This window comes from Mycoplasma procyoni, assembly GCF_017052595.1.
Lineage (GTDB): Bacteria > Bacillota_I > Bacilli_A > Mycoplasmatales > Metamycoplasmataceae > Mesomycoplasma_A > Mesomycoplasma_A procyoni.
Genome location: NZ_JAFIDB010000008.1, coordinates 1 through 14194, shown reverse-complemented (window position 1 = coordinate 14194; position 14194 = coordinate 1). Strand labels below are relative to the sequence as shown.

Sequence of the window (14194 nt, the reverse complement as noted above, 5' to 3'; positions counted from 1 at the left end):
TAGTGTTTTTAAATGATGAAAATATTATACCACAAAATTTAAATGTCAAGCAAAAATGCATTACAGTATTTTTTAGTTACTTAATTTTTGGATCTTACTGTTGTTTTGTAAAAAAACAAAAACAACTTATTATCCCTTTATAAAGGATTTTTAAGTTGTTTTATTATTTATTAAGTTTGATTAGAATTTTGATTAATTCTTCTCTGCTCATTTCTTGATATCCTGAAATTTCAAGTTTTTGAGCTAATTTGTGTAATTGATCTAGATCTAAATCCTCTAGTTTCATTCTAATTTTGATCTCTTCATCTGTTTCTTGATGAATGTTTGAAGGTTCAGCTTTTTGATCTTCTTGTGTATTTTTTGTGTGTTGTTGATTAAACATTTCACCCAGAGGACCAAAAGCATTATCTTTTAAAAGTTCATCTAAATTTAGATTTTTTAGCTGTTCTTGAGCTTTTTCATAAGCTTCAACTAAAGCAAACTCTCTACAGATTTTTCTTATTTTTGAGTTTGTCAAAATAATTCCAATTGCAACTGGTAGAGAAACTAAATAAACAATATATAAAGGTTGTGAAATATTTGCTTGTAGTTGTCAGCTGATTCCTCCAAAAAAGTAAAGATTATATAAAAAAGAACCAAAAAATAGACTACTTGTGGAATTAGGACTAATTCTTGCGAAGTTTTTTTCTTTATAACTCTTTTTAAGTCCGATAATGTAATTTACAGTTCCTAAAGTTCCGAAAATAAAGAACAGCATTGAAGCTACAACAAAAACTCCTGTGTTTGTTTCTGTCGCACTTGTTAGTTTAATAATGCTTAAAATTAATATTGATAAGCTTGAAATCACAAAAATAACAGCAAGTGCAAGAAAACCAAAAATTCAAGGTCTATATTCTTTTTTTTCTTTTTCTCAAAGTTGCTTTAAATCATTTTGAGGTTTCATTGAAAAAAATGGTAACATCTTATTCTCCTTTTAAATATTTATAAAATAATTATACTACTTTTTTAAAAATTGGCACTCAAATAGTTTAATTGCTAATTTCAAACTCTTTTGGAAGTGGAGCATTGAATTTCATCATAGTTCCATTTGGGTGCATAAACTCAATTTCATAAGCATGCAGTCTTTGATTGAACTCATCAACTTTTTTACCATATAAAGGATCTCCAAAAACTGGATTTTTAATGTAAGCCATGTGGACTCTGATTTGGTGAGTTCTTCCTGTTTCTAATTCACATCTTACAAGTGAGTAGTTTTTGTTTTCGTAATTGAAAAGTTTTTCAAGATAAACGTGTGTGATAGCTTCTTTTGAGTTTTGTTTGATAACACACATTTTTTGGCGGTGCATTGGATCTCTACCGATTGGTAGGTTTATGTGAGTAATTTCGTTTGTAACAATTCCTTCAACAATTGCTTTATATTTTCTTTTGATTTTGTGATCTTTTAGTTCTTGAGCTAAAAATTGGTGTGCTTTGTTGTTTTTAGCAACTATTAAAAGTCCTGATGTGTCTTTGTCGATTCTGTGTAGAATTCCTGGTCTCATGTCTCCATTTAGATCTGAAAGGTTGTTTTTAAAGTGGTATAAAAGACCATTTACAAGAGTTCCTGAAAGGTTTCCTGGAGCTGGGTGAACAACTATTCCGCTTTGTTTGTTTACAACTACTAAATCATCGTCTTCATACACAATGTCTAAAGGAATATTTTCTGGTTCGATGTTCATTTCTTTTACAGGAATATCTCTGATTAAAATTGTTTGACCTTCAGAAACTACAAAGTTTGGCTTGTTAACAACTATTGTTTCATTAACAACAACCCCTTTGTTTAAAATAATGTCTTTGGCATCGTTTCTGGAAATTTCTGTATTATCGCTGATGTATTTATCTATACGTTCTTTGTATTCTACTTCTAGTACTATTTTTTTCATATTAATTAATTATATAAAAATAGTTTTAAAATAAAACAAAAAGAGACTAAAACAATCTCTTTTGTGTTTATTTTGATAATCTGTTTGTAAGAATTTTACCAACGATTGTTCCATCACTTACAGCCGTTGAAATTTGACGAATTTCTTTTTGTGTAACATCACCAATTGCATAAATTCCTTTTTCTTTTGTTTCTTGGAAGTGATCAACTTTAATTAAACCACTTGGTTCAAGAATGTTAAGATCTTTTGCAAAGGCTGTAGCAGGTACAAAACCGATGAATGGGAATAAAGAAGCAGCTTTAATTTCTGTAATTTGATCACCGATTCTTACTGTTGCTTTTTCTAAAGAATTAGTTCCTTCAAGTTTTAAAACTTCTGAATTGAAATAAACTTTTACATTGCTTTTTGCCATCAGTTCATCAATTAAACGAGGTTCGGCATTGAATTTTTCGTCTCTTACAAAAACATGAACTTCTGAAGCGATAGAAGAAAGGAAAGCACCTTCTTCAACAGCTGAATTTCCTCCACCAATAACAATTGTAGGATTTTTACCAAATAAAGGTCCATCACAGATTGCACAGTATGAAACTCCTCTGTGTTCAAATTCTAAAATCCCTTCAATGCTCATTGGTTTTCTTTCGTTCATTCCTGTAGCAATAACAACTGATTTAGCTTTTATAACTTTTTGGTTTTTTAAAACAACTTCTTTTTCAAATTCTGAAATTGACTTAATTGTTTCAACTTCTCCATATAGATGCTCTGCTCCGTATTCTAAAGCATGCTCATACATTCTTAGAGCTAAATCTGCTCCCATAACTGTTTTGTCACCAGGTCAGTTTTCAATTTTTGATTGAGAAACCATTTTACCCCCTGGAGCACCTTTTTCTAAAAAGGCAACTGATAAATTTCCTCTTGAAGCATAAATTGCTGCTGTTAGACCTGCTGGTCCGGCTCCAATAATTAAAACATCATAAATTTTTTCCATTTTATTTTTCTCCTTCATTTACATTTTGTGCAAGTTGTAGTTCAGAAAGTCTTGTGTATTTAATTCAAACAAGTTTTCCAAATTTTTCTTTTTGTTTTGTGTATCTTGGGTTTGCTTTGTGTAACTTGAAGTTGTTGAATAACTCGAAATACACAACAAGAGCAAGTCCAATAATAATGTATAAAATAGCTAACACAAAGTAGAATACATAATATTCTTCTCTTAAAAATTCCATTGAAGCCCTTACGATTCCATATCAAACTAGATAAAGTGCTCCTGTTGTTCCTGGTTTAAATCAGTTAAATAAATTAAAGACTCAAACTATTAAAACATAACCAATTAATGATGTTAAGAATTCATAGAAGAACAGAGGAACTCTTAGTGCACCTTCTGTGTCTGTTGATCTTATGATGTACATGTTTTTAGCAATTGTGTCTCCTAATCAAAGAACGCTTGCTCCTGTTTCATCAATTTTTCCAAAAACCTCATGGTTTGTGTAGTTCCCTCATCTTCCAACAGCTTGTCCAATTAAAACAGCTGGTAAAATGTAGCTTAGTGCTTTTCTGTAGTCCAGAACATTTCTTTTAAAATATATATATAAAAGATCACAAAGAGCAGAGATGATAACTCCTCATTGAATTGAGAGACCTCCAGCCCTTATGTTTCACCAAACTCCTTTTAAAGAAGCAACATTTCCTGCAATTAATTGCTCGAAAATAAATCCTAATCTAGCACCTATGATTGATGTTGGAATGGTGATAAAAATTAAGATTGACAAGTGATCAAGACTTAATTTTTCTCTTTTTCAAAAGAAAGCAATTGTTAAAATTGCGATCACCATTCCCAGCAAGATCATGAAACTATAAACAGGAATAACGTTAGGTATTATTCAAAACGACTCACCTTCTTTAAAAGGTCTTCAGTCTTTATCAGCTATATATTGAGCTAATTGTTCTTTTGTCATTATTTATTTTGTATCCTTTCTTGAATTTTTTGAAATGGATCGATTCCGTCTTTTTTAACTAAATATGAGTTAACAGCAGCAACAACTAATGAAGAAATTGTTCTACCTTGCTTAACAGGAATCTGGATTTTTTTAATAACTCCATCTAATACATTATATTCCATATATTCAGTTCCTAAACGATCAAAACTTACAGAACTATCAAAAGCGACCAATTCAAGCACTAAATCAATGTCCATTTTTGAACGCATCATTGTTGATCCATAGGTGTGTCTGATGTCGATTAGCCCTATTCCACGCACCTCTAAGAGATCTTCAGTGATTGGCGAAGGCTTTCCGATGAACCTGCTTCCTAAACGCGAAATAATTACTGTATCATCACTAACAAATGTATGTCCGTCCTGAATTAATTCTAACACAGCTTCAGATTTTCCGATTCCTGATGGCCCAATAATCATAACTCCAACACCATTTACAACAACCGCACTCGCGTGTACAGCAACTGTTTTTGCAAAGAATTCTGATAAATAACTACCAATGTTTGCAATCAGTGTAGAGAGGTGTTCTTCACTTGTTACAACTTGAACTTCACACTGATTTGCAATTTCTAAAACTTCCTGTAATAACTCTCTTGAAAAACCAATTGAAAGCATTAATAAAGGTGGTTTACAGTTTAAAACTCTAGAAATAGCTTCAAGTCTGCGTGTGTGATCTAAAGAGATTAAAAACTCAGATTCATTAGTTCCTCAAGCAACAATGTTTTTTCAAAGTGCTTCTCCTAAATAGTTTCCTCCAAGCGCAAGTCCAGCTCGATTAATTGAAGGTCTAGCAATTTGGCCAGCGAAATCGTTTTCTTTGTGTAAACCAAAAAGCTCGATTATTAGCTGTACATCAATTTTATTTTTTTCCATCTTTTTCTAAAATCTCCTTTAGATATTGTCCTGTGTAGGAATTTGGATTTAGAGCAACTTGCTCAGGAGTTCCTGTTGCAATTACTTGCCCTCCTCTATCTCCACCATCAGGTCCTAAATCAATTATATAATCTGCAACCTTAATTAAGTCTAAATTATGTTCAATTGTTAAAATTGTGTCTCCGTGATCAGCAAGCTTATTTAAAACATTGAGTAGTTTTTTAACATCAAGTGGGTGCAGTCCCGTAGTTGGCTCATCGAGAACATAAATTGTTTTTCCTGTTGGTTTTTTCTGTAAATATTTAGCAAGCTTAACTCTTTGAGCTTCACCTCCAGAAAGAGTAGTTGCTGATTGACCGAGTCTGATGTAATCAAGTCCAACTTCCATTAAAGTCTCTAATTTTGCTGTAATTTTGGGTCTTCCAGAGAAAAACTCAAGTGCTGATTCAACAGTCATATTTAAGACATCTGAAATGTTTTTATTTTTGTATTTAACCTCTAAAATTTCTGCTTTGTATCTTGTTCCATCACAGTGATCACAAGTTACGTAAACATCTGGTAAAAAGTGCATTTCTATTTTTAAATGACCATCCCCTTGACATTTTTCACAACGCCCATCTGAAGCATTAAAAGAGAATTTTCCCTTTAAATAACCTCTTTCTCTTGATTCTGGAAGGTTTGCAAAAACGTCTCTAATGTCATCAAAAACACTTGTGTAGGTTGCTGGATTTGAACGCGGAGTTCTTCCGATTGGAGATTGAGTAATTTGCACAATTTTGTCTATATTATGGAAACCAGAAAGCGATTTGTGTTTACCAACTTTAATAGTTTCATTAGACATTGAAGCCTCAATTCCTTTAACAATAATTTCGTTTACTAAAGTACTTTTCCCTGAACCTGACACTCCTGTAATAGCAACAAATTTACCTAAAGGAATGTTTACATCAATGTTTTTAAGATTGTTTTCTGCTCCACCTTTAAGAATAATAAATTGACCGTTTCCCGCTCTTCTTATACGGGGAATTTCTATCTTTTTAGCTCCAGAAAGGAATTTTCCTGTTTCTGAATTTTCTGATTTTATAATGTCATCAATTGTTCCTTGAGCAACTAATTGACCTCCATTTTCTCCAGCAAGCGGTCCAATGTCAATGATGTGGTCAGCTTCTCAAATTGTTTCTTCATCGTGCTCAACAACTAATAAAGTATTTCCAAGATCAACCATTTTTTTCAGTGAATCAATTAGTTTTCTGTTGTCTTTTTGGTGAAGACCAATTGAAGGCTCATCAAGAACATAAAGCACGCCAGTTAAATTAGAACCAATTTGAGTTGCTAATCTAATTCTTTGAGACTCGCCTCCAGAAAGAGTTTCTGCTTTTCTGTTTAAAGACAGATAATCAAGTCCAACGTTTATTAAAAACTCTAAACGGTCTTTAATTTCTTTAAGAAGTGTTTCGGTAATTTCTTTTTCAAAGTCATTTATTTCAAGTTTTGAAATAAATTCATGTGCATGAGAAATTGAGATTTCACCTAATTGAACGATGTTTTTGTTGTTAATTCTAACAGCTAATGCATATTCATTAAGTCTTGAACCCTCACATTTTTCACAATCGAATTCAGACATAAATCTTCTGTATCAACTTCTAAGATCTTCGCTGCTTGTTTCTAAATATCTCTTTTCAATTTTAGTAATAATTCCATCAATGGCTTTAATTCTTTTGTATTTATTTCCGCTTTCTGAAGCGAGTGTGTATTCAATTTCTTCATCTGAACCATATTTAATGATTTCTATTTGATCTTTAGTTAGTTTTTTAATTGGTAATTTTGGATCGATGTTGTATTTGTTTAAAAGAATTTCAAACTCTTTTCACTCAATTGATTTTGTGTTGAGAGTGTTTCCAAAAAGCTTGATTGCGCCATCCAAAATAGAAAGATCTTTATCAGGAACTAAAAGATTAAAATCTCCTTTTAAATTTACTCCTAAACCTTTACATTTATCACACATTCCGCTCGGTGAGTTGAATGAAAAGAGCTTTGTGTCGATGTGTGGCATGTTAAAATCACCATGTAAGCAAGCTTGATTTTTTGAAAAACTTAATGTTTTGTTTTGATCAACAAGATCGATGTTTACAATTCCGTTTGAGTGCAATGCAGCAATATCGATAGCTTCAGAAAGTCTATTTCTTGTTTGTTGATCAAGACTTAAACGGTCAATAACAATTTCGATGTTGTGTCTTTTGTTTTTGTCTAAATTGATTTCTTCATCAATTGAAACCACTTCACCATTAACTTTAAGTCTTATGAAACCTTCTTTTTTTAGCTTTTCTATAAGTTTTTGGTGTGAACCTTTTTCCTGTGTAACAACGGGAGAAAGCACCATTATTTTTGTGCCTTCTGGATTCTTAAATACAGAATCTACTATGTCTTTTGTTTTTTGACTTGTGATTTCGATATCGTGTTTTTTACAGAAAGGTTTACCGATTCTAGCATATAAAAGTCTTAAGTAGTCATATATTTCAGTGATTGTTCCAACTGTAGAACGAGGGTTGTTGTTTGTTGTTTTTTGTTCGATTGAAATAGCAGGTGAAAGCCCTTCAATAGATAAAACGTTTGGTTTTTTAGTTCCACCTAAAAATTGTCTTGCATAAGAACTTAAAGAATCTACATACCTTCTACGTCCTTCTTCATAAATAGTGTTAAAAGCTAAAGATGACTTTCCTGAACCTGATACTCCTGTTAAAACAACGAGTTTGTTTTTTGGAATAACAACGTCAAGGTTTTTAAGATTGTTTTCTTTAGCACCTTTGACACTTATAAAATCATGTGTGTTTTTCATATAGTTTAAATTATACAAAAAGCAAGTTTTTTTCTTTATCAAAGACGAAAAAATTGCTTTTTTTCTCCTTTTTTTATTCGATTATAGAAAAAAAGAAAAGATTGCAAACAGCAAAATTTTCTTTAGTTTATTAAATTTCGTTTTCTCCGTCAATTTTAGCTATCGCTTTAATTGAGTCTTTTTCTTTTAGAGAAATGATTTTTACACCTTTTGTGTTTCTTGAAGATTCTGCGATTTGTTCTAGAGAAACTCTAATTGCAACTCCGGATTTTGTAAGGATTAAAATTTCTTCATTTCCTTTAACGTTTCCAATGTAAGCTAAATTACCAGCTTTTTCTGTGTTAATTGTTTTAACTCCTTTAGTTCCTCTTGATGTTTTTCTGTATTCATCAATGAGGGTTTTTTTACCAAATCCAAATTCTCCAAGAGCAAAAATGAATTGACCTTCAGAAGATGAAGATGCACCAACAACAACTTCTCCTTCATCTAATTTAATTCCTTTAACCCCTTCAGATTGTCTTGAAGTTGCTCTAAATTCTGTTGCAGAGAATCTAACAACTTGACCATTTGAAGCTCCGATAATAATTTCGTCTTCTTCTTTTACAATAAAGGCTCTTTGGAGTTGATCTTGATCTTTAAGTCCTAAAGCGATTTTTCCGTTTGAATTAATTCTTTGATACTCAGAAATTGCTGTCTTTTTAATAATTCCGTTTTTAGAAACTGTTACTAAATATTGTCCATCTGAATAATCATTTGTTGATAATAGAGAAATCACGTTTTCATCTTTATCTAAACTAATTAAGTTAACAAAAGGAATTCCTTTACCTTGTTTAGATTGTTCAGGAATTTGGTGTGTTCTAAGTCTATAAACTTTTCCTAAACTACTGAAAATTAATAAATCAGTGTGAGTGTTTGTAATTAACATTGAGTGTAGATCGTCATCTTCGTATGTTGTTGCTGTGTTTGAACCAACTCCACCACGTTTTTGAGTTCTGTATTCTTCTAAGTTAATTCTTTTTACATAACCTTTATTTGTTAAAATAACAGCTACATCCTGTGAAGGAATAAGGTCTTCATCTTGAATTTGACCAACTTCTTCATTTGTAATTTCTGTTCTTCTTTGATCTGAGAATGTTTCTTTAACTTCATTTAATTCTTCAATAATTAAGTCTCTTAATTTTTCTCTTGATGCAAGAATAGATTTTAGATATGAGATTTTTTCGTATAACTCATTCATTTCATCGATTAGTTTTTCAATAGCAAGACCTGTTAGTCTTCCTAATCTCATGTCGATGATTGCTTTTGTCTGAATTTCGCTTAAATTAAATCTTTTTCCAAGTTTTTCCTGTGCTTCAGGGTCATTTTTTGAAGATTTAATAATCTTAACAACTTCATCAATGTTTTCAACAGCTACTTTTAGACCTTCTAAAATATGAACTCTTTCTTCAGCTCTCTTAAGGTCGTATTGCAATCTTCTTGTAAAGACTTCAAATTGGTGTTCTAAGTAAACTTCGAGTGCTTGTTTAAGGTTTAGCAGTTTTGGTTCACCTTTCACAAGTGCAATCATGTTAATTGAATATGAAAGTTGTAATGAAGTTAGTTTGTAAAGGTTGTTTAAAACAACTTCTGGAACAAAACCTTTTTTGATGTCAAAAACAAGTCTAATTCCTTGTCTTGAAGTTTCGTCTCTTACTTCTGCAATACCATCAAGTTTTTTCTCTTTTACTAATTGGCTAACTTTTTCAATTAAAGCGGGCTTTTTAACTTCATAAGGAATTTCATAAACGATGATTTTACTTTTTCCGTTTTTAAGTTCTTCGATTTTAACTTTAGATCTAATTATGAAGCTTCCTCTACCTGTTTCATAAGCTTTTAGAATTCCGCTTTTTCCTAAAATTGCAGCACCAGTAGGGAAGTCTGGTCCTTTTACAAATTCCATTAGCTCTCTAACACTGATTTCTGGATTTCTAGCAAGTGCAACAGTTGCATCAATGATTTCTCCAAGATTGTGTGGAGGGATGGTTGTTGCCATACCAACAGCGATACCAGAAACTCCAGAAACAAGTAAGTTAGGGAATTTTGCAGGTAAAATTGAAGGTTCTGTTTCTGAACCATCATAGTTAGGTACAAAATCTACTGTGTCTTTTTTAATACTTTCAACCATTAAAGAAGCAATTTTAGACATTCTTGCTTCTGTATAACGCATAGCAGCTGGTTCATCACCATCGATAGAACCAAAGTTACCATGACCATCAATTAATGGATATCTTAGTGAGAAGTTTTGAGCCATACGAACCATAGCATCATAAACTGATGAATCACCATGTGGGTGGTACTTACCTAAAACATCCCCAACGATTCTGGCTGATTTTTTGTGAGCTACAGAATGTGTAATTCCAAGTTCGCTCATTCCATAAAGAATACGTCTATGTACAGGTTTTAGTCCATCTCTTGCATCAGGAAGTGCACGAGAAACAATAACTGACATCGCATATTCCAAGAATGAATTACGCATTTCATCTGAAATCGGTTTAGGAACAATTCCTCCAGTTTCAACATCAATTAATCTTGGCTCTACTTGATATTCTTCTTTATCTTGAGGAGCAACCTCTTCTTCATCTTCCTCTTGAACTGCTTCTTCTTTAAAAACTGTTTTTAATTCTTCTTCTTCGACTAAGTATTTTTTATCTTCTTCTTCATTATTATCAAAAAACATAATTAATCTCCATATCTATATAATTATTTATAATTATATCAAAAAAGGCCGTTTTTTTGCATTTTTTTCTGTCAAAAGTCTATTTTTTTTCTTTTTTTTATAGTTATTTTTTATAATTCAAACAGGAGGTTTTTATGAAAAAAGAATTATTTATAGCAGCAGGGTGTTTCTGAGGTGTTGAAGAATTCTACAGAAGAATTAAAGGAGTTCTAGAAACTGAAACATTTTATATAAATGGTGGTTTTGAAGGAGTTAGTTACAAAGAAGTTTGCAACGATTCTTCACACGTAGAAGCTGTTAGAATTGTTTATGATGATCAAGTTGTAAATGACAAAAATATTTGAGATTTATTTTTATTAATTGTAGATCCTTACACAAAGAATCAACAAGGAAACGACAAAGGAATTCAGTACAGAAGCGGAATTTATACAAATGATCAAGATTTACTTAATGAATTTAAACGCTTCAATGAAGAATTTAAAAAAGCTGAAAATAAAGAAAATTACTTTGAATTCCTTGGAGTTCAAGATAAAACTCCAGCTGAAGAATATCACCAAAAATACCTTGCTAAAAACCCTACTGGATACTGCCACATTAGTATGCACTCAATTCCAGAAAACTTTTTAAAAGACGAGTATAAATAAAAGTACCATCGAGGTACTTTTTAATTTTGTTTGAAAACTTTTTTAATATTTTTTGCAACAGCTTTTGCTAATAAAGGAGGGACAGCATTTCCTATTTGTTGATATTGAGAAAGTTTTTTCTCTCATGACATAGTTGTTCTTTTTCCTTTAAAAATATAGTGATCTGGGAACGACTGAAGTCTTGCACCTTCTCTTGCTGTGTAATTTCTGTTAAGAAAGGGATGGACAAAGTTTCCTTGAAAACTGGCAGCAACAGTTGGGGAAGGTTTATTTGCGTATGGTCTCATGTTATTTTGTGAAAAGGTTTTTCCACTTATTTTGCCAGAATTTCCTCTTTCTCTTTGTCTGTGAATTTCGGGAACGTCTGCTATTGATTGACCTTGATTTATAGCTTTAAATCTTTCAACAACTCTTCCTGTATGCCTCATTGCCACATGGTTGTATAAAACATTTGTTTTCTCGCGCATTTTTCTTTGGTAACTATTAATTGGCTCTGAAATATAGTTAGATATTTCTTCTCCTTCACCTGAATTAATTTGCGGAAGATCCATTATCGCTTGTTCGATTGTTATTTGTTCTTCTATATTTTTAAAAAGAGGTTTTGGATATAATTTGTCTTTTTCAATATTAATATTTTTGTTTATTCCAATGAAAATGACTCTTTTTCTTGATTGAGGAACTCCGTATTCTGCTGCGTTTAAGATTTTAAAGTTAGTTTCATATCCAACATTATTAAACTCTTGAACTATTAAGTCAATTACCTTTTCATTTTTTTCTGTAGTCATCGAAAGTATTCCTGGAACATTTTCCATCACAAAGAATTTAGGCTTAATCTCTTTAACAAATCTTACAAATTCCATGAAAAGGCTGTTTCTAGGATCTTTTTTATCCCTGTTCCCGCTTAAAGAAAAACCTTGACAAGGCGGACCGCCTATAATTCCATCAATTTCATTTGTATTGTTTATTAATTCTGAAATATTTTTTATTTGTGTAATGTCACCAACTATCACTTTTGTGTCAGGGTGATTAAATTTATATGTTTCTGCTGCTCAATCATCTTTTTCAATAGCCAGCTCTACTTTAAAGCCAGACATCTCAAAGCCTGTACTTAGTCCGCCACAACCAGCAAATAAATCTATTATTTTCATTGTTCTCCTTTTAATATTTTCACATTGAATTATATAAAAAATATATATTTTTTGTTAATCATTTCAAAGAATTACACCAGGAAATTCAATTCTTTTTTCAGTTTTAAAATCTTTTATACTTTTTTTCACTTCTTCTCAATACCTAAACAATGTCATTTCATCTATTTTCTTATCATTCTGATCTTTTTTCAACACAAATATTCCATTTAAAAATGCTTCATACTTGATTGAGTGCAGATTTTTCACATCCATGTTAACATATCCAACCAGTAAAAAAGTTTTACAATTTAAAACAGCATTTTTTAGATTCCTATTAGAAGATTTAACTTCTCCGAACATTGTAGAATCGATGTAAGTTTTCTTTTCCACAGTCACTATGGGTAAAAAGACTTCAATAGGTTTTTCGTTTCCTAATTTAATAGACATTTTCTTACCTATACAAAAATCTACATCTTTAGTTAGTATTTCAAGATTTAAATCCGAATTAAATCTTAGACCTGAAAAAATCTTTTTGTTTTTAAATTCCAGTTCATTAGATTTTATCTCTTCTAAATCTTTAAACAAATGAAAACTCATCTCCTCTAAAAAACTAGATGAAAATTTTGATTGACTCTTTATTTCATTTGTGCTGGCGAATTTTTCTAAATCTGCCATATATTTTTCAAATATTTTTGCTGCTTTTCTAAAATTTTCTTCATTTTCAATTGTAAAATGAAGGCTATTTATTTCTTTTTTAAAAGTCTTATATTTATCATTGTAGAAAGTGTTTAATTCACTTCCTTTCTTTCTGTAATTATCTTTAATTTTCTTTAAAATATTGTTTTCATGAACAAAACAATATTCATCATTCTTTTCAATTTTATAGTTACCATTTGTGTTTATTTTCTTACTCATATTTTCCTTTATATTTATGTTCTTTTTATTTTTAGTTCAATGTAAAAGTTTGTGTGTATTCTTTTTTAGTTTTCTTATTTTTATATTTAATAGTTAAAGTGTGATTTTCTTCATTTTTTTCTGCTTCAAAATATATTGAATTCTTAGAGCCGCCACTTGCTGTGGATTCTAAATCTTCTTTTGTTATTCCTTCTTTTAATGTAAAAATTTTATTATCATCTCCTCTATTTCCACCTTTTACACCTAAAAATAATGCATCACTTTTTCCATAAATTTGCATTGCTCCTGTGTTTTGTGGTTGTTTCTTTTTAAATTGCCCATTTCATTTATTTTGAAGTTTCACTGCCCAACCATCTGTAGTCACAAATGCATCAACAAATAAATCAGCTTGCTCTGCAGGTTGTGTTTCTTTTGAGGTTGCACTTGGTTGTTCAGTTGCTGAACCTGTAGAACCAGTTTCTGAACCTTGATTTGTATCTTCTGTTGTAGTATCGTTTGAAACAGGATTTGCTGGTTGCTCTGTATTCGATTTGTTTTCTGGTGTTTCTGAAGCAGGGTTTTGTTGTCCAGAAGTTGGGTTATTATCTTGTGAATCAGAAGCTGGTTGTCCTTGTGAATCTGAGTTTGAATCTTGCTTTTGGCTTGACTGATTTGAATTTGAGGAATCTGTTCCTGAAACATCTGTATTTTCTGAATTTTTGGTTTCTGTTCCACTGTTTGTTTTAGGGTTTTCAGTATTTGCAGGATCTTCTTTTTCTTCTGTGTCTTTAGTTACTGAAGGTTCTGTTTTTGTTTCTGTTTCTTTGCTTGGATTTTCGGTTTTGTCCCCTGGAGTTTTGGTTTCACCTTCTGTTTTGTCTTGTGTATCAGTTGTACCTTGATCTACTTTTGCATCTTTGCTATCAGTGTCTTTTTGATCATTGTTTTTTGTTTCAGAATCGTCTTTAGGTGGAGTTTGTGTATTATCTTTTTTATCATCTGAAGTAGAAGGTTTTGATTCACTTGTTCCAGCCGGATCTTGTACTGAAGTATCTCCTGTAGTTGGCGGAGTTCCTGTGTTTCCCAGTTTTTAATACAAATTCCTAATAGTTTAGGAATTTTTTTATACCCTATATTTATTACATAAATATAGGCAAACAAAAACTTTTTTTACTTTTTTCTTGCTTTTTCTTGCCTT

12 protein-coding genes are annotated in these 14194 nt (G+C 31.3%); 2 read left to right on the top strand and 10 right to left on the bottom strand.

All coding sequences use genetic code 4. The features are described from left to right. Positions 1-163: 163 nt before the first annotated feature. From JV122_RS03415 to gyrA, 7 genes are all read right to left on the bottom strand, one after another. On the bottom strand, positions 164-961 hold the full coding sequence (locus tag JV122_RS03415; protein WP_205843120.1) for a Rho termination factor N-terminal domain-containing protein: 798 nt from the start codon (positions 959-961) through the stop codon (positions 164-166). 67 nt (positions 962-1028) lie between these two features. After that, positions 1029-1922, bottom strand: coding sequence for an RluA family pseudouridine synthase (locus tag JV122_RS03410; protein ID WP_205843119.1), 894 nt, complete (start codon positions 1920-1922; stop codon positions 1029-1031). Positions 1923-1989: 67 nt separating this feature from the next. Beyond that, complete coding sequence (locus tag JV122_RS03405; RefSeq protein ID WP_205843118.1) at positions 1990-2907, bottom strand: NAD(P)/FAD-dependent oxidoreductase; 918 nt, start codon at positions 2905-2907, stop codon at positions 1990-1992. Position 2908: 1 nt separating this feature from the next. Next, a complete protein-coding gene (locus JV122_RS03400; protein ID WP_205843117.1) occupies positions 2909-3871 on the bottom strand; it encodes a prolipoprotein diacylglyceryl transferase in 963 nt (320 codons plus the stop codon). Then, on the bottom strand, positions 3871-4782 hold the full coding sequence (gene hprK / locus JV122_RS03395; protein ID WP_205843116.1) for an HPr(Ser) kinase/phosphatase: 912 nt from the start codon (positions 4780-4782) through the stop codon (positions 3871-3873). Before hprK ends, JV122_RS03400 begins: the two co-directional genes overlap by 1 nt. Beyond that, complete coding sequence (gene uvrA, locus JV122_RS03390; protein WP_205843115.1) at positions 4769-7615, bottom strand: excinuclease ABC subunit UvrA; 2847 nt, start codon at positions 7613-7615, stop codon at positions 4769-4771. Before uvrA ends, hprK begins: the two co-directional genes overlap by 14 nt. A gap of 130 nt (positions 7616-7745) precedes the next feature. Further along, a complete protein-coding gene (gene gyrA / locus JV122_RS03385) occupies positions 7746-10331 on the bottom strand; it encodes a DNA gyrase subunit A (protein WP_205843114.1) in 2586 nt (861 codons plus the stop codon). Positions 10332-10465: 134 nt separating this feature from the next. On the opposite strand from gyrA, the gene msrA reads away from it, so the two are divergent. Then, the gene (gene msrA, locus JV122_RS03380) at positions 10466-10975 is read left to right on the top strand and encodes a peptide-methionine (S)-S-oxide reductase MsrA (protein ID WP_205843113.1); all 510 of its coding nucleotides are present in this window, start codon (positions 10466-10468) and stop codon (positions 10973-10975) included. 20 nt (positions 10976-10995) lie between these two features. Here msrA and JV122_RS03375 read toward each other — a convergent pair whose 3' ends face one another. From JV122_RS03375 to JV122_RS03365, 3 genes are read right to left on the bottom strand one after another with little or no spacing between them, the layout of a single operon-like run. Continuing rightward, a complete protein-coding gene (locus JV122_RS03375) occupies positions 10996-12123 on the bottom strand; it encodes a DNA cytosine methyltransferase (protein WP_205843112.1) in 1128 nt (375 codons plus the stop codon). A gap of 54 nt (positions 12124-12177) precedes the next feature. Further along, positions 12178-13017, bottom strand: coding sequence for a Bpu10I family restriction endonuclease (locus tag JV122_RS03370; protein WP_205843111.1), 840 nt, complete (start codon positions 13015-13017; stop codon positions 12178-12180). Between the two features lie 31 nt (positions 13018-13048). Then, positions 13049-13297 carry a hypothetical protein gene (locus tag JV122_RS03365; protein WP_205843110.1) on the bottom strand — a complete coding sequence of 83 codons (249 nt, stop codon included), beginning with the start codon at positions 13295-13297 and terminating at the stop codon, positions 13049-13051. 7 nt (positions 13298-13304) lie between these two features. Between JV122_RS03365 and JV122_RS03360 the strand changes: the two genes are divergently transcribed. Continuing rightward, positions 13305-14090 carry a hypothetical protein gene (locus tag JV122_RS03360; RefSeq protein ID WP_205843109.1) on the top strand — a complete coding sequence of 262 codons (786 nt, stop codon included), beginning with the start codon at positions 13305-13307 and terminating at the stop codon, positions 14088-14090. Positions 14091-14194: the final 104 nt, after the last annotated feature.